General features: G+C 69.6%; 22 protein-coding genes. 16 read left to right on the top strand and 6 right to left on the bottom strand.

The annotated features are described in order from the left end of the window. The first annotated feature begins 43 nt into the window (after positions 1–43). Positions 44–1,201, top strand: coding sequence for a Gfo/Idh/MocA family oxidoreductase (locus C0481_RS00825; RefSeq protein ID WP_293399541.1), 1,158 nt, complete (start codon positions 44–46; stop codon positions 1,199–1,201). Here the strand turns inward: C0481_RS00825 and C0481_RS00820 are convergent. Beyond that, positions 1,198–1,956: a PIG-L family deacetylase gene (locus C0481_RS00820; RefSeq protein WP_293399539.1), complete on the bottom strand. Its 759-nt coding sequence runs from the start codon at positions 1,954–1,956 to the stop codon at positions 1,198–1,200. The genes C0481_RS00825 and C0481_RS00820 overlap by 4 nt on opposite strands. An 11-nt stretch (positions 1,957–1,967) precedes the next feature. Beyond that, positions 1,968–3,197: a cell wall hydrolase gene (locus C0481_RS00815; protein ID WP_293399537.1), complete on the bottom strand. Its 1,230-nt coding sequence runs from the start codon at positions 3,195–3,197 to the stop codon at positions 1,968–1,970. 125 nt (positions 3,198–3,322) lie between these two features. Between C0481_RS00815 and C0481_RS00810 the strand changes: the two genes are divergently transcribed. From C0481_RS00810 to C0481_RS00785, 6 genes are all read left to right on the top strand, one after another. Continuing rightward, positions 3,323–5,677, top strand: a complete 2,355-nt coding sequence (locus C0481_RS00810; RefSeq protein ID WP_293399534.1) for a PAS domain-containing protein — start codon at positions 3,323–3,325, stop codon at positions 5,675–5,677. Between the two features lie 153 nt (positions 5,678–5,830). Further along, on the top strand, positions 5,831–6,943 hold the full coding sequence (gene nadA, locus C0481_RS00805) for a quinolinate synthase NadA (RefSeq protein WP_293399531.1): 1,113 nt from the start codon (positions 5,831–5,833) through the stop codon (positions 6,941–6,943). Next, on the top strand, positions 6,940–8,457 hold the full coding sequence (locus tag C0481_RS00800) for an L-aspartate oxidase (protein WP_293400030.1): 1,518 nt from the start codon (positions 6,940–6,942) through the stop codon (positions 8,455–8,457). Before nadA ends, C0481_RS00800 begins: the two co-directional genes overlap by 4 nt. After that, the gene (nadC, locus tag C0481_RS00795) at positions 8,454–9,299 is read left to right on the top strand and encodes a carboxylating nicotinate-nucleotide diphosphorylase (RefSeq protein ID WP_293399529.1); all 846 of its coding nucleotides are present in this window, start codon (positions 8,454–8,456) and stop codon (positions 9,297–9,299) included. The genes C0481_RS00800 and nadC overlap by 4 nt, the downstream gene beginning before the upstream one ends. Positions 9,300–9,357: 58 nt before the next feature. Continuing rightward, a complete protein-coding gene (locus C0481_RS00790; protein WP_293399526.1) occupies positions 9,358–9,567 on the top strand; it encodes a hypothetical protein in 210 nt (69 codons plus the stop codon). A gap of 102 nt (positions 9,568–9,669) precedes the next feature. Further along, a complete protein-coding gene (locus C0481_RS00785; protein WP_293399524.1) occupies positions 9,670–11,355 on the top strand; it encodes an ATP-binding protein in 1,686 nt (561 codons plus the stop codon). A gap of 6 nt (positions 11,356–11,361) precedes the next feature. On the opposite strand, the gene C0481_RS00780 is transcribed toward C0481_RS00785, so the two are convergent. Next, on the bottom strand, positions 11,362–12,051 hold the full coding sequence (locus C0481_RS00780) for a DJ-1/PfpI family protein (RefSeq protein WP_293399521.1): 690 nt from the start codon (positions 12,049–12,051) through the stop codon (positions 11,362–11,364). A gap of 81 nt (positions 12,052–12,132) precedes the next feature. On the opposite strand from C0481_RS00780, the gene C0481_RS00775 reads away from it, so the two are divergent. Further along, on the top strand, positions 12,133–13,074 hold the full coding sequence (locus C0481_RS00775) for a GlxA family transcriptional regulator (protein ID WP_293399519.1): 942 nt from the start codon (positions 12,133–12,135) through the stop codon (positions 13,072–13,074). On the opposite strand, the gene C0481_RS00770 is transcribed toward C0481_RS00775, so the two are convergent. Beyond that, on the bottom strand, positions 13,071–13,631 hold the full coding sequence (locus C0481_RS00770) for a DUF1003 domain-containing protein (protein WP_293399517.1): 561 nt from the start codon (positions 13,629–13,631) through the stop codon (positions 13,071–13,073). The two genes, C0481_RS00775 and C0481_RS00770, sit on opposite strands and share 4 nt — an antisense overlap. Positions 13,632–13,729: 98 nt before the next feature. After that, positions 13,730–14,695: a cell wall hydrolase gene (locus tag C0481_RS00765; RefSeq protein WP_293399515.1), complete on the bottom strand. Its 966-nt coding sequence runs from the start codon at positions 14,693–14,695 to the stop codon at positions 13,730–13,732. A gap of 37 nt (positions 14,696–14,732) precedes the next feature. Here C0481_RS00765 and C0481_RS00760 point away from each other — a divergent pair, with 37 nt between their 5' ends. The 7 genes from C0481_RS00760 to C0481_RS00730 all read left to right on the top strand — a co-directional run bounded on the left by C0481_RS00760 (position 14,733) and on the right by C0481_RS00730 (position 20,188). Further along, positions 14,733–15,017, top strand: coding sequence for a hypothetical protein (locus C0481_RS00760; protein WP_293399512.1), 285 nt, complete (start codon positions 14,733–14,735; stop codon positions 15,015–15,017). A gap of 80 nt (positions 15,018–15,097) precedes the next feature. Next, on the top strand, positions 15,098–15,280 hold the full coding sequence (locus tag C0481_RS00755; RefSeq protein ID WP_293399509.1) for a hypothetical protein: 183 nt from the start codon (positions 15,098–15,100) through the stop codon (positions 15,278–15,280). A gap of 202 nt (positions 15,281–15,482) precedes the next feature. Next, the gene (locus tag C0481_RS00750; protein WP_293399507.1) at positions 15,483–15,890 is read left to right on the top strand and encodes a hypothetical protein; all 408 of its coding nucleotides are present in this window, start codon (positions 15,483–15,485) and stop codon (positions 15,888–15,890) included. A 59-nt stretch (positions 15,891–15,949) separates the two neighbouring features. Continuing rightward, positions 15,950–17,035 carry an alpha/beta hydrolase gene (locus C0481_RS00745; protein WP_293399504.1) on the top strand — a complete coding sequence of 362 codons (1,086 nt, stop codon included), beginning with the start codon at positions 15,950–15,952 and terminating at the stop codon, positions 17,033–17,035. 33 nt (positions 17,036–17,068) lie between these two features. Continuing rightward, entirely contained in the window at positions 17,069–19,312 is a 2,244-nt protein-coding gene (uvrB, locus tag C0481_RS00740; protein ID WP_293400028.1) for an excinuclease ABC subunit UvrB, read from the top strand. 230 nt (positions 19,313–19,542) lie between these two features. Next, positions 19,543–19,833, top strand: a complete 291-nt coding sequence (locus C0481_RS00735; protein ID WP_293399501.1) for a hypothetical protein — start codon at positions 19,543–19,545, stop codon at positions 19,831–19,833. A 73-nt stretch (positions 19,834–19,906) separates the two neighbouring features. Next, complete coding sequence (locus C0481_RS00730; RefSeq protein ID WP_293399499.1) at positions 19,907–20,188, top strand: hypothetical protein; 282 nt, start codon at positions 19,907–19,909, stop codon at positions 20,186–20,188. Here C0481_RS00730 and C0481_RS00725 read toward each other — a convergent pair. Then, positions 20,185–20,460: a GNAT family N-acetyltransferase gene (locus C0481_RS00725; RefSeq protein ID WP_293399496.1), complete on the bottom strand. Its 276-nt coding sequence runs from the start codon at positions 20,458–20,460 to the stop codon at positions 20,185–20,187. The genes C0481_RS00730 and C0481_RS00725 overlap by 4 nt on opposite strands. Positions 20,461–20,530: 70 nt before the next feature. Here C0481_RS00725 and C0481_RS00720 point away from each other — a divergent pair, with 70 nt between their 5' ends. After that, on the top strand, positions 20,531–21,097 hold the full coding sequence (locus C0481_RS00720; protein WP_293399494.1) for a DUF3617 family protein: 567 nt from the start codon (positions 20,531–20,533) through the stop codon (positions 21,095–21,097). The last annotated feature ends 5 nt before the right edge of the window (positions 21,098–21,102 follow it).

Below are 21,102 nucleotides of genomic sequence, written 5' to 3'. Positions count from 1 at the left end.
CGCCCGCGCTAAGCTCACGCCGTCAGCTTTCTGGAAGGCGGCCATGAAAACCTACCGCATAGGCGTCATCGGACTGGGCCAACGCATCGCCCACGTGCTGGCGGCGATGAAGGAGGTCGGCTGGAGCCTGCAGGTCGCCGCGCACGTCGATCCGGCCCCGGTCGGCGCGCCGATTTTGGCCGAGGCTGGGATCGATCCCGGCCCGGCGATGGCCGACGCCGCCGAGTTGCTGGCCCAGGGGCCGTACGATCTGGTGATGATCGGCTCGCCCAATCACCTGCACTTCGAGCACATCAACCAGGCTCTCGACGCCGGCTATCCGATCTTCGCCGAGAAGCCGATCGTGCGGACGCAGTCCGAAACCCTCGCCTTGGCCCATCGCCTGGCCGCCGGCGGCGGTCCGCCGCTCTATATCGGCCTGGTGATGCGCTCGATGTCGATCGTGCGCGAGACCATCGCCCGGGTCGACGGCGGCCAGCTTGGCCAGGTGATCTCGATCGACGCCACCGAGCACCTGCCGCCCGAGCACGGCGGCTATCTGGCCCGCAACTGGCGGCGCAAGCAGGCCTACGGCGGCTCCTACCTGCTCGACAAGGTTTGCCACGACTTCGATATCTTCGGTCGCCTGACCCGCTCGCGGCCGGCCAAGGTCGCCAGTTTCGGCGGCCGAGACATCTTCACGCCCGACCGCGCCGGCCACTACGCCTACAGCGACGGCCAGCTGGCCTACGCCCTGCGCGACGCCGGCTGGGCCAGCGCCAACGACGCCTTTCATTCCGACATGGACGTCACCGACCACCAGAACGCCCTGGTGCAGTACGAGAACGGCGTGCGGCTATCGTTCCACGCCAATAGCCACGTCGCCCTGCCCGAGCGCCGCTGGTACGTCGCCGGGACCGAAGGCACGCTGATCGCCGACCTGGTCCGCAACAAGCTGATGGTCCGCCGGGCCATGGACCGCGGCAAGCCCGAGCGCATCGACTACGGCGACCGCACCGAGGACAGCCACAACGGCGCCGACCAGGCCATGGCCCGCGACCTGCTGGCCACCCTGGAGGGGCGGCAGGACTTCCCGGTGACGCCGTTCGAGTCGATGGAGGCGGGCCTCACGGTCATGGCCATCGACGAGGCGATGCAGACCGGCGACATGCTCGACTGCGGCCCGATGTGGGCCCGCTACGACGCCGCCCGCGGGGCCTAGGCGCGCGGGGCCAGCAGGCTCGCGCCCAGCAGCTCCTGCAGCAGCGGCGTCCGCGGATAGGGATGATGCCGGTACTGGCGGAACCCCTCGGCCAGTTCCGCCTCGAAGTCGCGGGCGCGCTTGCGGGTCCAGGCCTCCATCGAGGCCAGATGGTCGGGAATGTCGTGCTGTCGCGCCACCCAGGCGTCCTGGCTGACATGGCAGGCCAGCATCGCCTTCTTAGCCTCGAACACGGCCGAGACGTCGGCGCCGAAGTCAGGAACCGTCCAGACGCCCTCGCGGTCGCGACCGCCGATCGGGTCCATGAAGTAGAGATGCGGAATGGCTTCCAGCGGCGGGGCTTCGCCCGTCGCGTAGTTCGGCACCGAGGCGGCGAAGCAGGCGTCGCGCACCAGCTGGCTCACCGCCTCGTGGTCGGGATGGTAGTCGGCGGGCGAGGCGGTGATGACCACCTCGGCCTGCGCCCAGCGGATCAGCTCGGTCACCCGGCGGCGGGTCGGGTCGTCGTTGAACACCCCGAGATCGGGAACCTCGCCGCAGCGGTACTCCGCACCGATCAGCGCCGCCGCCCGCGCCGCCTCCGCCTGGCGGATGCGCGACGTTTCTTGCGGCGCGGTCGCCGCCGATCCGAGATCCCCGCCGGTCACGGTTGCGATGCGGATCTGATGCCCCGCCGCGGCCAGCACGGCGAGCGTCCCGGCGCAGAGGGTTTCGATATCGTCGGGGTGCGCGTGGATCGCGAGAACGGCGGTCATAACCGCCGAGCTTACTCCTGGAGCGCGCCTGCGCCAGTGTCCGGCGCGTGCGCGGGGGCGTCGGCCGGCGCGGCGGCGTCGTCCTTGGCCTCCATCGCCGCCAGTGAGCGGTTGATCTCCTGGATCTCCTGGGAGGTCGGCTTGCGCCGCGGGGCGTAGAGGGTGCCCAGCACCCGGGTGCGTTCACCGCCCGCGGCCGAAGCGTCGGCGACGTTGTAGGTGCGCACCTCGCCGGCCACGGCCAGGGTGACCTGGCGGCCGCCGCCGATCCCTTGGGTCTCCGGATCCAGCAACCCGTTGGTGCGCGCGTCCAGGCCGCCGAGGATCGCCGGCGAGATAAAGGCTTCGCCGCCGGCGTAGCGGCCGGTGAAGGCCGGCGGCTCCCCCCAGGGACCGGTCCAGCGATAGAAGATGTGCAGCCCGACCTGCTTCATCTTGACCAGGGTCGGGGCCCAGTACGGGGCGACGTACTCGGCGTGATAATGGGTGGCCGAGCCGACCGACTTGTTGACGTGCCCGGCCAGGGCGCGACGCGCCACCTCCTGCGCCTGCCGCCAGAGGCCGGGTTCCGGCGCGTAGCGCAGCGAGCCGTCGCAGGTGAAGCTGAACTGGCAGCCGGTGGTGCGGGCCGAGCCCTGATAAACCACCCCGCAGACCGACTTGGGATAGGCCGGATGGCGCACGCGGTTCAGCACCACCTGGGCTACGGCCTCCTGACCGAGCCGCGGTTCGCGGGCGCTCTCGTAATAGACCGCTTCAGACAGGCACTTCTGCGCCCGGCTCGCGTCCTGGCCGCCGGCGTGCAGCACGAACGGCCGCATCGGCCGGATCGGCAACTTCGAGAACGCGCGCATGGCGTTGATCTCCTCGGCCGCCTCCACCGAGCTGGTGTCGAGGCCGAGGTCGGGAATCTTGGAGATGTCGAGGCTGGTCCAGCCGACCGTCCGCCCCCACGGATCGGCCTGTCTCACCAGCGGATCGTGCCGCTTGGCCAGGGCCAGCATCGCCGGGTCCATGTCCGCGGTCAGCCGCGTCAGCCCGCGGTGAGAGAAGGTTCGCGCCACCTGCGCCAACCCTTGCGTCTTCCCGTCGCTCCCATCGGCGTAACGGGGATTGACGCAGGCAAGCAGGATCACCGCCAACCCGCAAGTCGTCGCCAGGGCCGTAATCAGGCCACGCTGGGAGATGATCTGCGACAGGGGCAGCGGCGACGTCCCAATCTGTTTCAGTACCGGCTCCATGCAGCCAGAAACTGGCAAGATAGGGGCCAAACCCGCCAAGATCGAGTGTTGCACCTCTGCGCTGAGGCTCGCATGGTCCTCAGAACGACCCGCCTGGGGCCGGAATCAGCAGAGCGTCCAAAGACATGACGCCCGCCAGATCACCGCTGCGATTCATACCGCGACGCTCGCCGCCACTGCTCGTCGCGCTGGCGATCAGCCTGGGCGCGATGGCCGCCGCCGTCGTCGTGCGCGGCCTGCTCGCCGGCTGGGACACCGCCTTCGCCCTGTCGGTCACGCACTTCCCCGCCTTCATCGTCGCCACCCTGTTCGCTGGGCAGCGCTGGGGCTGGATCACCCTGGCCACGGCCTTGGCGACCTCACTGTTGCTGCGCGGCGGCGTCCCGTCTGATCAGGCCGCCCGTGCCGGGGTGGTCCTCTACGCGCTCTCCGGAGCCGTCACCGTGTTCGTCGCCGCCACCCTGCGCGAGATCGTCCTGCGGTTGGACGAGGCGCAGGCCGCCCTCGACCGCAGCGAGGCGCGGCTGCAGATGGCCCAGAACGCGGGCGACGTCGGGCTCTGGGACTGGGACGCCGAGAGCGGCGAAGGTTTCTGGTCGCCGGCCCTCTATCGCAATCTGGGCCTGCCGATCAGCACCCGGGCGGGCGTGCGCAAGCTGCTCGACGTGGTGCATCCCGACGACCGCGAGCGGGTGCGCCAGAATAACATCGCCGCGATCCGCAACGGCCAGATGGCGCCCTGCGAGTACCGCATCGTCCGACCGGACGGCGAGGTGCGCTGGCTGCTCTCGCGCGGTGAGGTGCTGGTCAATGGCGCCGGGCGGGCCGTCCGCGCGGTCGGGGTCAATATCGACATCACCGACCGCCGACATGCTTTTGAAAAACTTAGAGAAAGCGAGGAACGCTTCCGGGCCCTGGCCGACAGCGCCCCAGCTCTGCTGTGGCTCTCCAAGCCCGACGGCCGCCGAGATTTCGTCAACCAGGCCTACGTCGACTATCTGGGCCTGCCCTACGAACAGGCGCTCGAGTTCGACTGGCGCGAGGCGCTGCACCCCGACGATTTGCAGCGGATCCTCAAGGAGCAGGTGGCGGGGGAAGCTTCCCGCAGGCCCTTTCGCCTCGAAGCGCGCTATTTGCGCAAGACTGGCGAATGGTGCTGGATCCGCTCTGTCTCGCAACCCCGCTATGGGCCGGACGGCGCGTTCTCCGGCTTCATCGGCATCGGCATCGACATCACCGACGCCAAGGAGCACGAGCACGATCTGGAGGACATCAACGAACTGCTGGCCGAGCGCGTCGCCGCCGCCCTGGCCGAGCGCGACGAGGCCCAGGCCCGCCTGCACCACGGCCAGAAACTGGAAGCCGTCGGCCAACTCACCGGCGGGGTGGCGCACGACTTCAACAATCTGCTGACGGTCATCACCGGAGCGCTCGACCTGATCCAGCGCCGGCCTGACGACGTCGAGCGGCGCGACCGGATGATCGAGGCGGCGCTGGGCGCAGCGCGGCGCGGCGAACGCCTGACCCACCAACTGCTGGCCTTCTCGCGCCGCCAGGCGCTCAAGCCCGAGGCGGTGCGCATCGACGACCTGCTGGCCGAGAGCGAACCCCTGCTGCGCCGCGCGGTCGGTGAGGCCGTCCAGTTCACGCTCACCGCCGGCGCGCCGCAGGCCGTGGCCATGATCGACCAGGGCCAGTTCGACGCGGCGATCATGAATCTGGTGGTCAACGCCAGAGACGCCGTCAGCCTGGGCGGGATCATTGAGATCCGCACCGAGGCCTGCGCTCTCGCCGACGGCCAGATCCAGGACGTCGCGGCCGGCGACTACGTCCATGTCGAAGTGCGCGACAACGGCGTCGGCATGGCCCCGGACGTGCTTGCCCGCGCCTTCGAGCCGTTCTTCACCACCAAGGAGATCGGCAAGGGCACGGGGCTGGGCCTTTCCCAGGCCTATGGCTTCGCCCGCCAGAGCGGCGGCGGCGTCGCCATCCAGACCACGGCCGGCCAGGGCGCGGCGGTCAGCCTCTACCTGCCCCGCTGCGGCGAGGCGCCGGCGCTGCCCGCCCCGGCGGCCGCCGAGCACGAACAGCCGCCGACCGCCCGACGGCTGAACGTGCTGCTCGTAGAGGACGACGCCGAGGTCGGGGAGATGGTCAGCGCCATGCTCGTTGAGCTCGGCCACACGGTCGTGCGCGCGGTCGACGTCAAACAGGCCCTGGCCGCCCTGGACCGGCATGCGGAGCTGGATGTGGTGCTCACTGACCTGGTCATGCCGGGTGGGCGGTCCGGCCTCGATCTTGCCGCCGCAGTCACCGAGCGGCGCCCCGGCCTGGCGGTGATCCTGTCGACTGGCTATGCGGGCGAAGCGCAGCCGATCGCGGCCGAAACGCCCTGGCCGCTGTTGCGCAAGCCCTACGCCGCTGACGCCCTGGCCCGGGCCCTGGCCGAGAACGTCGATCCGCGCAGCCAGGCCGCCTGAGCGCTTCCCTCACAAGGCTTCAAGATAATGTGGGCTTGTGCGGCCCCTGCCGGGGGTCTATATCAACAGCCATCGGTTTTGCTCGTTTTGAGCATAATCAAGACGCCGACGGGGCGCTGCAGACCTCCCGCGGCGTTTTTTGAGGCCGACGAAATGCTCAAATTGAGCATAAGGAGGGATACAATGGCTGACGGTTCGCAACTCGCGTTCACGCCTGCTGTCGAAGCCGCCACCTCGCCCATGTGGGAGAAGGTGAAGCATCACGTCACTCCGATGGAGTGGCGCCTCCACGCGCCGCTGATCGCCGAGATCAATCGCCTGAAGCGCGAGAAGAACGCGGTCATTCTGGCGCACAACTACATGACGCCCGAGATCTTCCACGGGGTCGGCGACTATGTCGGCGACAGCCTGGGCCTGGCCAAGGAAGCGGCGAAGTCGGACGCGGCGATCATCGTCCAGGCCGGCGTGCACTTCATGGCCGAGACCTCGAAGATCCTGTCGCCTGAAAAGACCATCCTGATCCCGGACCTGAGCGCCGGCTGCAGCCTCGCCTCCTCGATCACCGGCGCCGACGTGCGCCTGATCAAGCAGCGCTATCCGGGCCTGCCGGTGGTCACCTACGTGAACACCACCGCCGACGTGAAAGCTGAAACCGACGTCTGCTGCACCAGCGCCAATGCGGTGCAGGTGGTCGAGCATGTCGCCAAGGAGTGGGGTGTCGACAAGGTCATCCTGATCCCGGACGAATTCCTGGCCCGCAACGTCGCGCGTCAGACCGACATCAAGATCATCGCCTGGCAGGGCCGTTGCGAGGTGCACGAGCGCTTCACGGCCGACGACATCCTGGAGCTCAAGGCGTCCTATCCGAACGCCGAGATCCTGGCCCACCCGGAATGCCCGGCCGAAGTGCTGGAAGTGTCGGACTTCGCCGGCTCGACGGCGGCGATGAACGACTACGTCCTGCAGCGCAAGCCCAAGCAGGTGGTGCTGATCACCGAGTGCTCGATGGCCGACAATGTCGCCGCCGATGCGCCGTTCACCGAGTTCGTGCGCCCGTGCAACCTGTGCCCGCACATGAAGAAGATCAGCCTCCAGAACATCTACGACGCACTGCTTCACAACCGCTATGAGGTCACTGTCGATCCGGCGATCGCCGAACGCGCCCGCCTGGCCGTGCAACGGATGATCGACCTGCCGCCGCCGGCGGTTCCGGCCCGCTACGACCTCGTGAAGGCCCGTCACCACGTGGACGTCGAGCTGATCTGACCATGGAGCGGATCAAGCACGACGGCGTGCTGATCGTCGGTGCCGGCTTGGCCGGGCTGTCCGCAGCCCTGGCCGCCGGACCGCGAAAGGCCCTGGTCCTGACCGGCGCCCCGCTGAGCCAGGGCTGTTCCTCGGCTTGGGCGCAGGGCGGCATGGCCGCGGCGCTCGGCGGCGAGGACGCCCCCGAACTGCACGCCGCCGACACGGTCGCCGCCGGCGCAGGGCTGGTCGATCCGGCCATGGCCGCCATCCTGGCGCAGGAAGGCCCGCAGGCGGTCCGCGACCTGGCCGCGCTCGGCGCGCCGTTCGACCGCACCGCCGACGGCGAGTTCGCCACTAGCTTGGAGGCCGCCCATTCGCGCTCGCGCGTCGCCCGGGTGAAGGGCGACCAAGCCGGCCGCGCGATCATGGACGCTGTGATCGCCGCCACCCTGTCGTCTCGGCATGTGAAGGTGCGCGCCGGCTGTCGGCTGCGCGGCCTGCTGCGCGACGCAGACGGCCGGGTGCGCGGGGTGCTGGCCGAGGCGGACGGCCAACTGGTCGAGTTCGTCGCCCCGGCTGTCATCCTGGCCACCGGCGGCGTCGGGGGCCTCTACGGCGTGACAACCACTCCCCCCGAACTGAAGGGCGAGGGCCTGGCCCTGGCCGCCCTGGCCGGCGCTACCATCGCTGATCCCGAGTTCGTGCAGTTCCACCCAACCGCCATCGACATCGGCCGCGATCCGGCGCCGCTCGCCACCGAGGCGCTGCGCGGCGAAGGCGCCAAGCTGATCGACGGGGCCGGCGAGGCGTTCATGGCCCGCTATCATCCCGACGCCGAATTGGCGCCGCGCGATGTCGTCGCCCGCGCTATCCATGCCGAGCGCGAGGCCGGGCGCGGCGCATTCCTCGACGCCCGCGCCGCGGTGGGCGCTCACTTCCCGGACGAGTTCCCGGCGGTGTTCGCCGCCTGCCTGTCCGGCGGCGTCGATCCGCGGGTGCAGCCGATCCCGGTCGCGCCAGCCTGCCACTACCACATGGGCGGCATCGTCACCGACGCCGACGGCGCGACCAGCCTGCCGGGCCTGTTCGCCGCCGGCGAATGCGCCTCGACCGGCGTCCATGGGGCCAACCGCCTGGCCTCGAACTCGCTGCTCGAGGCCGCCGTGTTCGGCGCCCGCGCCGGCCGCGCCGCCGCGGCGATCGAGGATCCCAAGACCCGCCCGCTGCGCGCCGCCGCCGCCCCCGACCTGCCGCCCGAAGCATTGGCGCAACTGCGCGCCGCGATGAGCCGCGACGCCGGCGTGGTGCGCGACGCCGAAGGCCTGACCCGGCTGCTCGCCCTGCTCGACACCATGGAGGCCGCCCATGGCCGGGCGTTGCCTCTGGTCGCCGCCCGCCTGGTCGCCCGGGCCGCGCTCGACCGTCCGGCCAGCCTGGGCGCCCACTTCCGCGCTGACGGCCCCGCCGACGCCGCCCCCGCCCGCACCTTTGTCCACCTGGCCTCCCCGGCCGCCAGCCTGGCCGCCGAATGATCGCTCCGATTCCTGACCTGCTCATCGCCCCGGTGGTGTCCGCCGCCCTGGCCGAAGACCTCGGCCGCGCCGGCGACGTGACCGCCCAGGCCTGCATCGAGGCGCATGCGCGTCTCGACGCCGTGTTCGCCGCCCGCCAGAACGGCGTCGTCGCCGGCCTGGCCTGCGCGCGGCTGGCGGTGCTGGCGCTGGATCCGGACGCCAAGTTCGAGGCGATGGTCGCCGACGGCCACGAGGTTCAGCCCGGCGAGGTGCTGGCCAAGGTCGAGGCCAACGCCCGCGCCCTGCTTTCGGCCGAACGCACCGCCCTCAACCTGCTGGGCCGTCTCTCCGGCGTCGCCACCCTGACCCGCGACTACGTCCAGGCGGTCGCCGGGACCGGCGCGCGCATCGCCGACACCCGCAAGACCACGCCGGGCCTGCGGCATCTGGAAAAGTACGCCGTGCGCTGCGGCGGCGGGCTCAACCACCGCTTCGGGCTGGATGATGCGATCCTGATCAAGGACAACCACGTCGCCGCCAGCGGCGGGGTCGGCGAAGCCCTCCGCCGCGCACGCGCCGCGGCCGGCCATCTGATGAAGATCGAGGTCGAGGTCGACAGCCTGGCCCAGCTCGAAGAGGCGCTGCCGCACCGCCCCGACGTCATCATGCTCGACAATTTCAGCCTTGATGACCTGCGCAAGGCCGTCGCCATGACCGGCGGCGCCGTCACGCTCGAAGCCTCGGGCGGCGTCAACCTGCAGACGGTGCGCGGCATCGCCGAGACCGGCGTCCAGGTGATCAGCGTCGGCGCCCTCACCCACTCCGCCAGCGTCCTCGACATCGGCCTCGACGCGGTCTGAGCCGGGAACAAGCCGCCCCTGGGGCGGTTCCTTCCAGACCACCGGAAAGGAGCTCCCCATGAGCAAGGCGCCCCCGATCCCGAAGGAACAACGATCCTTCCGCGGCCAACGCCCCGACATCCAGGGCGAGGGTCGCGACCGCCGCGACGCCAAGACCGGCGTCCACTCGGCCGGCCACGGCGACGATTTCAACACCAAGAGCCAGGGCCGGCAGGGCAATATCCATCAGAATGTCGACACCGTGCATGCTCGCACCCAGGATCGCTGAGCACACCCTGGGATAGCATCGTTAGCCGAAGGCCACCCCTGAGACGTTAAGTCTCTTTGCGTAATTTCCGTACAACCTGCGCCGCAACAGTCGGGCGGCGTGATGAAGTTACCGGTTTTCGAGTTTGACGAGGGCTTCGACGGCGTCGCGCGCGCGGCGCGCAGGATGGCTCCGTCGCGTTGGATCACCGTGGCGGTCTACGCGATCCTCGTCGGCTGGACCCTGTCGCCGGCCATTGCGATCGGATGGGTCGCCTTCTTCGCCTTCGGCGAAGCCTGGACGATGATCGCCACCGCCCCGCACGCCCGCGGCGTGCCGACCCGGCGCCAGCGTATTTCGTATCTGGGCTCGGCGTTGACCATCAACAGCGTCTGGGTCGGTCTCGGGGTCGCCTACTGGCTGGCCGACTTCCCCGGCGCCGAGTACTTCGCACTGCTGGTCTGGTCGGCCCTGCTGTTCAACGGCATGAGCCACGCCTACCGTTCACCGCTGGCCTCGCTCGTCTTCGGCCTGCCGAGTGGGATCTGCATCCTGCTCGCCCCGCTGCTCTTCCCCCGCTTCCACGGCGCCCAGCAGGCGTTCGTCGCCCTGGGGGTCATCGTCTATGTCGGCTATGCGATCATTTCGGCGGCCCGCGGCATCGCCGCCTCGCGCCAGTTGAGCGCCGCCCTGACCGACCTGGAGGACCAGACCCGTGCGGCCCGCGCCGCCAGCGAGGCGAAATCGACCTTCCTGGCCATGATGAGCCACGAACTGCGCACGCCGATGAACGGTGTGCTCGGCATGGCCCACGCGCTCGACCGCACAGCTCTCGACGCGCGCCAGTCGCAGTACGTGAAGACCCTGCTGCGCTCCGGCGGCGGGCTGATGACCATTCTCAACGACGTTCTCGACCTGGCCAAGATCGAGGCCGGCAAGTTCGACATCGACAGCCGATCGTTCAACCTCCACCAGGCCGTTGCGCGCACCGTCGACCTCTGGACGCACACGGCCGAGGACAAGGGTCTGGCGCTGACCTGTGAACTTCCCGCGGACATCCCGCGCTGGGTCGGCGGCGACGAGGCCCGCCTGCGCCAGATCCTGCAGAACCTGCTCTCCAACGCCGTCAAGTTCACCGCTTCGGGCGAGGTGCGCCTGTCCATCAGCCGCTCGGCGTCGGGCGTCGCATTCACCGTCGCCGACACCGGCCCGGGCCTCGACCAGGCGACCCAGGCCCGCCTGTTCCAGGGCTTCACCCAGGCCGACAGCAGCATCTCGCGCCGCTTCGGCGGCACCGGCCTGGGCCTGGCCATCTCGCGCGAGCTCGCCCGACTGATGGGCGGCGACCTGACCGTCGAGAGCCGGCTCGGCGAAGGCGCCAGCTTCACCCTCGACCTGCCGCTGATCGAGGTCGAAGCCGAGCAGGAGTTCGCCGACGGCCCGGGCGACCTGGAGGCCGCCTTGCGTGTGCTCGTCGTCGACGACAACCCCACCAATCAGGAGGTCGCCCGCGCCCTGCTCGAGGCGATCGGGGCCAGCGTCGCCACCGCATCCAGCGGCGCCGAAGGCTTGGCCCGGCTCGAGGGCGCGGACTTCGACGTCGTGCTGATGGACATCCACATGCCGGAGATGAGCGGCATCGAGACCTTGGCCGCCATCCGCGCGGCCGGACGCGAGACGCTGCCGGTAGTCGCCCTGACCGCCGACGCCATGACCGGCGAGCGCGAGCGCCTCCTGGCGCTCGGCTTCAATGGCTATCTGAGCAAGCCGATCGAACCCTCGGCTCTGGTCCGGGCGCTGGCCGCCTAGACGGGCCTACCGCGCCGTCTCGAGACGGGCCGCGACCTGCTTGACCGCGTCCAGCCGCGACTGGGCGAACGGCTCCATCCGCGCCTTCACCGCGGCCAGGATCTCGGGCGAGGCCAGTTCCGGCCGCCCGGAGGCGAACGGCGGCGACGGCGCGTACTCGAGGCCCAACTGCACCGACTTGGCCAGGGTCTCGCCCGCCAACTCGGCCATGAGCACGAAGGCGAAGTCGAGGCCGGCGGTCACCCCGCCCCCGGTGATGATGTTCCCGTCGCGCGCCACCCGGCTGTCGTCGACGATCGCTCCGAACGGGACCAGCAGGTCGCGCCATGCCCAGTGGCAGGCCGCGCGCTTGCCCCTCAGAAAGCCCGCAGCGGCCAGGATCAGCGATCCGGTACAGACGCTGGTCAGGTACTTGGCCTGCGCGCCCAGCCGGCTGATCTGCGCCATGAACGCCTCGTCCAGCATGGCGTCGGTCGTGCCCAGCCCGCCGGGCACGCACAGCACGTCGCAGCGTCCGACCGCCGCCAGGTCCGCCAGCCGCGTGAAGGTCAGTCCTTCGGCCTCGATATCCCGCCCACCGCTCGAGGCGACCACGACCTCGGCGTTGGGCAGGCGCGAGAGGACCTGATGCGGCCCTGTGAAGTCGAGGTGGGTGACGCCCGGATAGAGCGCGATGACGATCTGCAGCTTGGACACGGCGGCCTCCGAAGGATTTGACGACTGACTGTGCGCGACCTAGCTTCTGGCAGAAATGACAAAGATACCTCGTTTTACGTCATGACCCGCGCCATCGGCCTGCTCATCTTTCCGGACTTCCAGATCCTTGACGCCACCGGGCCGATCGCTGTGTTCGAAATCGCCGCCCGCTTCGTGCCGGGCGCCTATTCACTGCAGGTGATGGCGCGCGATCCCGGGGCGGTCGCGTCCAGTTCCAGCGTCCAGGTCGTCGCGGCGCCGATGGAGGGCGGGTCGCTCGACACCCTGCTGGTCGCCGGCGGCGAGGGCACGCGCGGCCCGGCGATCTGCCCCCGCACCCTCGACTGGGTTCGCCAGACCGCCGCCCGGACCCGGCGCACGGCCAGCGTCTGCTCGGGCGCCTACATCCTGGCCGAGGCGGGACTGCTCGACGGGCGGCGGGCCACCACCCACTGGCAACGATGTCCCGATTTTGCGCGCCGCTATCCCAAGGTGCGGCTGGAGCCGGACCGGATCTTCGTGCGCGACGGCGAGGTCTGGTCCTCGGCGGGGATCACCGCCGGCATCGATCTTTCGCTGGCGCTCGTCGCCGACGACCACGGCGAGGACCTGGCCCGTGCGGTCGCTCAGCAGCTGGTGGTCTACCATCGCCGGCCTGGCGGCCAGTCGCAGTTCTCGGCGTTGCTGGAAATGGGCGGCCAGGGCGGCCGGTTCGCGCCACTGCTCGACTGGATGCGCGAGCGTCTGGCCGAGCCGCTCAGCGTCGAGCGTCTCGCCGACCGGGCGGCGATGAGCCCTCGTCACTTCGCCAGGGCGTTCGCGGCCGAGACCGGCATGACCCCGGCCAAGGCGGTCGAGCGCCTACGCCTGGAGACGGCGCGCGAGCGGGTGGAGAGTTCGGCTGAACCGATCGACCGGGTCGCCGCAGATACGGGTTTCGGCGATCCCGAGCGGATGCGCCGGGCGTTCCTACGCGCCTTCGGCCAGCCGCCTCAGGCGCTGCGGCGCGCCGCGCGCGCCTAGCGGCGCTGTTGCGAGAGCGCGGCGACCTCGTGGGTCAGCCGCTCGATCCGGTCGCCCTGCTCGACCAGCAGCGCCATCAGTCCCTCGCCGCGCAGGGCGTCGAGCTTGTCGTGCAGCCGCAGGATTTCCAGTTCGGCGCGCAGGTTGACCACATAGTCGTACTCGGCCGCCTTGCGGTCGGTCACGCTCTGCCGGTTCTGGCTCATCATGATCACCGGCGCCTGCAGCGCGGCCAGCGTCGAGAGCATCAGGTTCAGGAAGATGAACGGATAAGGGTCGAAGGCCAGATGCAGCGATCTGGTGGCGAGGTTCCATCCCATCCACAGCAGCAGCGCCACGCCAAAGCCGATGATGAACGCCCAGGAGCCGCCGAAGGCCGCCACCCGGTCGGCGAGCCGCTCGCCGAAGCGCCGGTCGTCATGCGTCAGCCCCGGCGCCCGGCTCGGGGTTTCGGTCACGATGAGGTCGATGACGCTCTTCTGGATCGGATTTAGGTCGTCATAACTGCAGTTGAGCAGGCCCCGGGCCAACTCGTCTCGCGCCGCTGCATCGCTCATCACGCCACCTCGCTCGACTCGCCTTGACCTTGCCCCAGGTGACCGGAGCATGGCGCAAGGCGAAGCCGAGGAGAACGGGCCCCGCAGGGCCCGAGCGATCAGTCGTCGCCGACCATGGCGTCGGCCTCGGCGACCGGCCGCGGCGCGGGCGCCTTGGCCGGATGAGCCGCGATCGGCAGCAGCTTCGGCGCGGCGGTGTCGGCTTCCTTGACCAGTTCGGGCTTCTGATCAGCTTGGACGACGGCGTCGGGCGTGCGCTCGGTCTTCATCAGCGCCGCGCGCATGTCGCTCGTCACGTCGATCGACGCCGGCGGGGGCGTGGCCGCATAGCTGGCGTAGTAGACGCGATCCTGGGCCTTCGGCGCAGCGCCGCCGCCGCGCCCCAAGCGATAGAAGACGTGCATGCCGACCTCGGCGGTCTGCACCAGGCGCGGGCCCCAGTTTGGGGCGACGTTGGTGGTGTGGAAGTGGGTCGCATCGCCGATCGCGCTCATCACCGAGCCCGACAGGGCCTTGGAGGCCACCCTCTGGGCGCGGCTCCACGCCGCGGTTTCGCGGCCGCGCCGCATCGAGCCGTCGCAGGCGAAGCTGAACTGACAACCGACGCGCTTGCCCGCGCCCTGGAAGACGACGCCGCAGACGCTCTTGGGGAACGAAGGGTGGCGGACGCGGTTGAGCACCACCTGGGCGACCGCGGCCTGACCCGCCGGGGTCTCGCCGCGAGCCTCGAAGTAGACCGCCTGGGTCAGGCATTCGAGTTCACGCGAGCTCGCCAGCGCTCCAGCCATCCGGAACGGGGCCGCCGCCGGCAGGGCCGCGTTGATCGCGCCGCGCAGGGGAATGTCAGCCGCCGCGTTCGACGCCGTCTCCGGCCTTGCGGCGAAGATGGCGCTTTGGCGGTCGCGTTGGTCTGCGCCGCTGGCGTTGAGCGGATCGTGCCGGCTGGCGACGCGCAGCACGCCCGGATCCGTCACCGCAGCCTGCAGCGTGGCTTCCGAAAAGCCGCCCTCCGCGGCGCGGGCAATGCGCGCGCTCCGAGCGTCATCGGCGGCCGTACGAGCCATACCGCCAGCCATGTATGTCGCGCCCAAGGCCAGGCCAATGCCTGAACCGATCAATGCGGCGCATGCGGGCGCGCGCCAGTCGGCGCGAGCCTTACCATTGAAATTCAAGAAGATCGTGTCCTGCGTGGCGAGGGCGATATCGCCCCCCGACATCGTCGTCGCGGAGGCCCCTGCTCATGCTGGCGGCGGCGCGACTAAGAGCCTGTCGAGTACACGTGGAGTGACAGGCTACGGCGAAGTTGATGTGGTTTATGACGATCGCCGAGCGGATTCGCAATGGGCTATTGCGTCGCAGCACGGGATTTTTTTCAGGTTTCGTTAACGACGCGAACTCGCGCAGGGAACCACCATGACGCCCCGCCGTTCCCGCTGCGCAGCTTTCAAACGCGGAGACGTCACCTGATGCGCAAGTCCTTCGCCCTGTTCGCCGCGGCCGGAATCGCCCTGCTGCTGGCGGCTTGCGGGCACAGTGTCGAGCAGCGTGCGGCCACCGGCGCGGCGGCGGGCGCCTTGGTCGGCGGCCCGGTCGGCGCCGTCGCCGGCGCGGCCGCCGGCACCGCCGTCAGCAAGGCCGCCGACAAGTAGTCCCCGACAGGATCCTCTCCCCCGGATAGGATCACCAGCGCGCCGCGAGGGCGGGGCCTCCCGCCTGACGCGGCGCGCACCACTTTTGACCGGCGTTCGACGAACGAGATCTGGTTAACGGCGATCACGCATGCCAACTTGCGCCGCGCAAAGGCGCGGTTCGCCACGGACACGCCCCAATTCTGATCTCAAACTGACGCTGATGCTGAAGCACGTCATCCTGCTGACCGTTGCGGCCGGGCTCGCCACGCCCGCCGTCGCCGCGCCGTCCTGGCGGGTGGAACAGGCGTGCGCGATGCAACGCTATTTGCGCGCCACCCCCGCCTTCCCGAGCCCCGCCTGGGGTCGCGAGGCCACCAACGTCTCGACCGGAGGCGCTCGGGTCGCCCTCGCCCGCCGCGAAGACGCCGCCGCCCGCGCCCAGTTCGACACCGCCATGCGCTCAGGTCGCGCCTTCGCTGATCGCGCCGCCGAGCAGCTGGCGGCCCGCGAGCGGATCAGCCAGGACGAGGCGCTCCGGCGCATCGGTTCCGATCCCGGCCCCTGGCCGCAAGTGACGCCCGCCAAGTGCGAGGCGCTCGAGCGCCGGGCCCAACGCGCCGAGCGCTAGCCCTCGCTCCCCGATCCGTCCCGTCGTACAAGCTAGGCCATAACGGCTGGGAGGGAGCTTTGACGATCATCCTGCTGCTCGCGCTGGCGCTGGGCGCCGCCGCGCTCTGGCTGGCTGCGCGCCGCGCCGGCATCCGCCATCGGCAGGCCATCCGCTCGCCCGCGGGAATCGACGAGACCGGCTTCGTCTCGGTCGGCGGCGCCGAGCAATGGGTCTCGATCCGCGGCGAGGACGTCGCCAACCCCGTCCTGGTCTTGCTGCATGGCGGGCCTGGCACGTCGTTCCTGCCGCTCGGCTATGAGGGCTTCCGCGCCTGGGAGCGCGACTTCACCCTCGTTCAATGGGATCAGCCCGGGGCCGGCCGCACCTTCGGCCGCAGCCGGGGCGGCGACGGCGGCGACCTCAGCCTCGATCGCATCGCGGGTGACGGGCTTGAGGTGGTCGCCCATGCCCTGCGCCGCCTGGGCCAAGAGCGTGCGATCCTGCTGGGCGTCTCCTGGGGCTCGGTGCTCGGGATCGAAATGGCCCGCCGCCGACCCGACCTCTTCGAAGCCTATGTCGGGGCCGGCCAGGTCGTGGACATGGCCGCCAACGAAGCCGTCGGCTATCGGGAACTGGCCGAGCGCCTCGAAGCGCGCGGCGCTCACAAGGCCCTCGTTCGCCTGCGCGAGATCGGCCCCCCGCCCTATGACGGCGTCAAGCCGCTGCTGGCCGAACGCAAGATCCTCATGGCCCATCCGCCGGCTAGTGAACGCGGCACAATGCGCACCATGCTGGGCCGACTACTGCTGGCCCCGGGCTACGGCCTGCGCCAGGTCTCGGACTGGGTGGCCGCGGGGCAGCACACCACCACCCGGATGCTGGCCTCCCTGATGGCCTACAGCGACGACGGCCCCGCGCCGGAGATTCCCGTGCCGGTCCTGATTATCCAGGGCGACGAGGACATCCAGACCCCGACCTCGCTGGCCGCAGCCTACTTCGAGAAGATCAAGGCCCCAGCCAAACGCTGGGCGACGCTGCCGGGCGGCGGCCACAACGCCATCCTCCTGATGCCCGACAAGTTCCTGGAGGCGCTCAAGGCAAACCTGCCGCTGCTAAGCGCGACTGACACCCTGCTGACAAGTTCTGGCACGCGCCCGCGCTAGCGTCGGGGCATGATCGATCCTACCTTGACGCTCATGCCCCGCTCAGCCGATCCCGGTCCTGGCGTCGCCGACATGTCGGCGAGCTTCGACTACGACGAAACCGCCATGCCGATGCTGTGGAAGCCCCACCGGCCCGCCCGCCCGGCGAAGTCGGAAGGCGGCAAGCGGTTCAAGCTGGTCAGCGACTTCCAGCCGGCCGGCGACCAGCCGACCGCCATCGCCGACCTCGTCGCCGGCTTGGAAGGGCGCGAGCAGGACCAGGTGCTGCTGGGCGTCACCGGCTCGGGCAAGACCTTCACCATGGCCAAGGTGATCGAGGAGACCCAGCGCCCGGCGCTGATCCTCGCGCCCAACAAGACCCTGGCCGCCCAGCTCTATTCCGAATTCAAGGCCTTCTTCCCCGAGAACGCCGTCGAGTTCTTCGTCTCGTACTACGACTACTACCAGCCCGAGGCCTACGTGCCGCGGACCGACACCTACATCGAGAAGGACTCGTCGATTAACGAGCAGATCGACCGGATGCGCCACTCGGCCACCCGCGCGATCCTCGAGCGCGACGACGTCATCGTCGTCGCCTCGGTGAGCTGCATCTACGGCATCGGCTCGGTCGAGACCTACACCGCCATGACCTTCACCATCGAGCCCGGCCAGCGGCTCGACGAGAAGCAGCTGATGGCCGACCTCGTGGCCCTACAATACAAGCGCAACGACGCCGCCTTCGAACGTGGCTCGTTCCGCCGCCGCGGCGACACCATCGAGGTCTTCCCCGCCCACTACGAGGACCGCGCCTGGCGCATCTCGCTGTTCGGCGACGAGGTTGAGGCGATCAGCGAGTTCGATCCTCTGACCGGCAAAAAGACCGCCGACCTCGAAGGCATCAAGATCTACGCCAACAGCCACCACGTCACCCCGCGCCCGACCCTCAACCAAGCGGTCATCCAGATCCGCGACGAGCTGAAGGAACGGCTCGACTGGCTGGTCGCCAACGGCAAGCTGCTGGAGGCTCAGCGGCTGGAGCAGCGCACCACCTTCGACCTGGAGATGATCCAGGCCACCGGCTCCTGCGCTGGCATCGAGAACTACAGCCGCTTCCTGTCCGGCCGCCGCACCGGCGAGCCGCCGCCGACCTTCTTCGAGTACATCCCCGAAAACGCCCTCCTCTTCATCGACGAGAGCCACCAGGCGGTGCCGCAGATCGGCGCGATGTATCGGGGCGACTACCGCCGCAAGTTCACCCTGGCCGAATACGGCTTCCGCCTGCCCTCCTGCCTCGACAACCGCCCGCTCAAGTTCGAGGAGTGGGACGCCATGCGGCCGCAGACGGTCAATGTCTCGGCGACGCCCGCGGCCTGGGAGTTGGAGCGGTCCGGCGGGGTCTTCGCCGAGCAGGTCATTCGCCCCACCGGCCTGATCGATCCGCCGGTCGAGGTGCGCCCGGTCTCCAAGGACAATCACAGCCAGGTCGACGACGTCATCGCCGAGGCCCGCGACACCATCGCCAAGGGCTACCGCACCCTGATCACCGTCCTGACCAAGAAGATGGCCGAGGACCTCAGCGAGTACATGCACGAGCAGGGTCTGCGCGTGCGCTACATGCACTCGGACATCGACACCATGGAGCGCATCGAGATCATCCGCGACCTGCGGCTCGGCGCCTTCGATGTGCTGATCGGGATCAACCTGCTGCGCGAGGGCCTCGACATTCCCGAAGTCGGCCTCGTCGCCATCCTCGACGCCGACAAGGAAGGCTTCTTGCGCTCGGAAACCTCGCTGATCCAGACGATCGGCCGCGCGGCCCGGAACGTCGACGGCAAGGTCATCCTCTACGCCGACCACATCACCGGCTCGATGGAACGGGCCATGGCCGAGACCCAACGCCGCCGCGAGAAGCAGGAGGCCTACAACCTCGAGCACGGCATCACGCCTGAGAGCGTGAAGAGCCAGATCAAGGAGATCCTCGCCAGCCCGTACGAGAAGGACCGCGTGCTGGTCCCGGTCGGCGTCGCCGAAGACGCCGGCAAGCCGTTCCTGGGCGACAACTTCAAGGCCACCTTGCGCGACCTCGAGGCCAAGATGCGCCAGGCCGCCGCGGACCTGGAGTTCGAGACCGCCGCGCGCCTGCGCGACGAGATCAAGCGCCTCAAGCTGCTCGACCTGGAGTTCGCCAACGACGCCCTCACCGGCGAGGGCGAGACCGCCGACCGCGAGGTGGTCAAGAAGGTCCGAGCCGAAGCCCGCGCCGAGAGCCAGGAACGGTTCCGAAAGGGCAAACGCTAGCGTCGCAATAGGGACAACCCCTTGTTCACGCTCGGAAAACAACCGAGCGTGGCGCCAGCTTGGCCTTACGCCTGTCACCCAAACTCCACAGTGCGACAGGCCGATATCGTTAAGTCGCGGGACGCCGGAACCACGGCCCCGCTTCGTGCGTAATGCTGTCGATTGGGGGAGCGCTGTCGAGGCGGTCCGACGGGGGCCGCGGGCAAGACGCTCTGCCTGGGAAAGAACCCATGACGCCTCCGCTTTCGGTGGTGGCCGACAACTCGGCCGACAAGTCCAAGCCGCTTTCTGGCCGTGAGCTGTCCGAACGCATTCGGCGGCTTCAGGCCGAAGCCAAGTCCCTGGCCCGCGAGCATATCCACGCGCTGAGCGTGGCCCTGATCGAGGTCGAACGTCTGTCGGCCGAGATTTCCGACGGCGGCGAGGCCTATCCGGCCGGCGTCCGCGACCTCGCCCGGCGTATGGCCGAGGACTGCGAGGCGAAGGTGCAGACGCTAGAGGCGATTTCCTCGCGGGTCTGATGGGCGACTGGCGCGCATCCTGCAGCAGCGCTTCCAGACTGTGCAGCATTGGGAGCGTCAAATGGTGAGTCGGATGCGTGCGTCAGCGGCCCTCAGCGTAGTGGCCGGACATCAAACCGCGGCGGCGCCCAGCCTCGCCGATAGGATCGGGCGTCTGCAGGCTCAGGCGCGGAACCTTGCCCGCGAGCATATCGCGGCGCTGGAGACCGCCATGGCCGAGGTGGAACGCCTGTCGGGCGAAATCGCCGACGGCGGCGAGGCCTACCCGGTCGGGGTGCGAGAGATCGCCCGACGGTTGGCGGCCGAGTGCGAGGCCAGCGGCAATACGATCAAGGCCCTCGCCGGCCGAACCTAGGCCAACAGGCCGCGGAACTCGTGGCTGCGTCGCAACCAAGCGGCCGCGAACCCGCAGATCGGCACGATCTTCAGGCCGCGGGCGCGAGCGTCGGCGGCCAGCGCCGCCATCAATCGGCCTGACGCGCCGGTGCCCCGCAACGGGACCGGACTTTCGACGTGGTCGATGAACAGCCGGTCGCCGGAAAGGCGGTAGTCGGCCCAGGAGGTCATGCCCTGCTCGGTCATCTCGAACCGCTGCTCGGCTTTGTTGTCGCGAAGTTCGCTGCTCATGGCCCGCAATTTAACGTTTGTACGAAAGTATGGGTTCGGCCCGTCAACCGTACGGTGTCGAGGGGGACGCATGTACGCAATCCGGAATTTTCTCGGCGCCGCAGTAACCATCGGCGCGCTCGCCGGCTGCCAGCCCGCGACCGTAGTCGATCCTGACGGCGTCGCCCGCACCAACCTCCAGCGCCCGCCCCCGCGCCAGCCCGGCCTCTGGGAAACCCGCCTCACCATCGGCGACACCGTCACGACCACGATGGTCTGCCTCGACGAGAAGGTCGATCGCAAGGTCGACTGGATGGGCGCCCAGGGCACGCGGGGCAACTGCAGCGAAAACGCCGTCACCCGCCAGGACGACAACTCGCTGCGCTTCGCCTCGGTCTGCGACATGGGCGCTCGCGGCCAGGTCGTCACCCGCGGCGTCGCCCGCGGCGACATCTCGCTGCGCTACGAGGCCGAGGGAACCCAGGTCACGACCGGGGCCCAGCTGCCGATCGCCAACGGCGAGCGAGCAGTGAAGGTCGACGCCGCCTGGAAGGGCGCCTGCCCCAAGGAATGGCATCCCGGCGACATGTCGATCCCCAGCGGCGTCCGCTACGACGCCGCGGCCATCGGGGCGGCAGCTCCCGCCGCCGGCCGCTAGGGGGC

Origin of the sequence: Phenylobacterium sp. (assembly GCF_013822795.1) — a bacterium.
GTDB lineage: Bacteria > Pseudomonadota > Alphaproteobacteria > Caulobacterales > Caulobacteraceae > Phenylobacterium.
The sequence above is the reverse complement of the archived record's forward strand: the minus strand, read 5'-3'. Positions and strand labels throughout refer to the sequence as shown.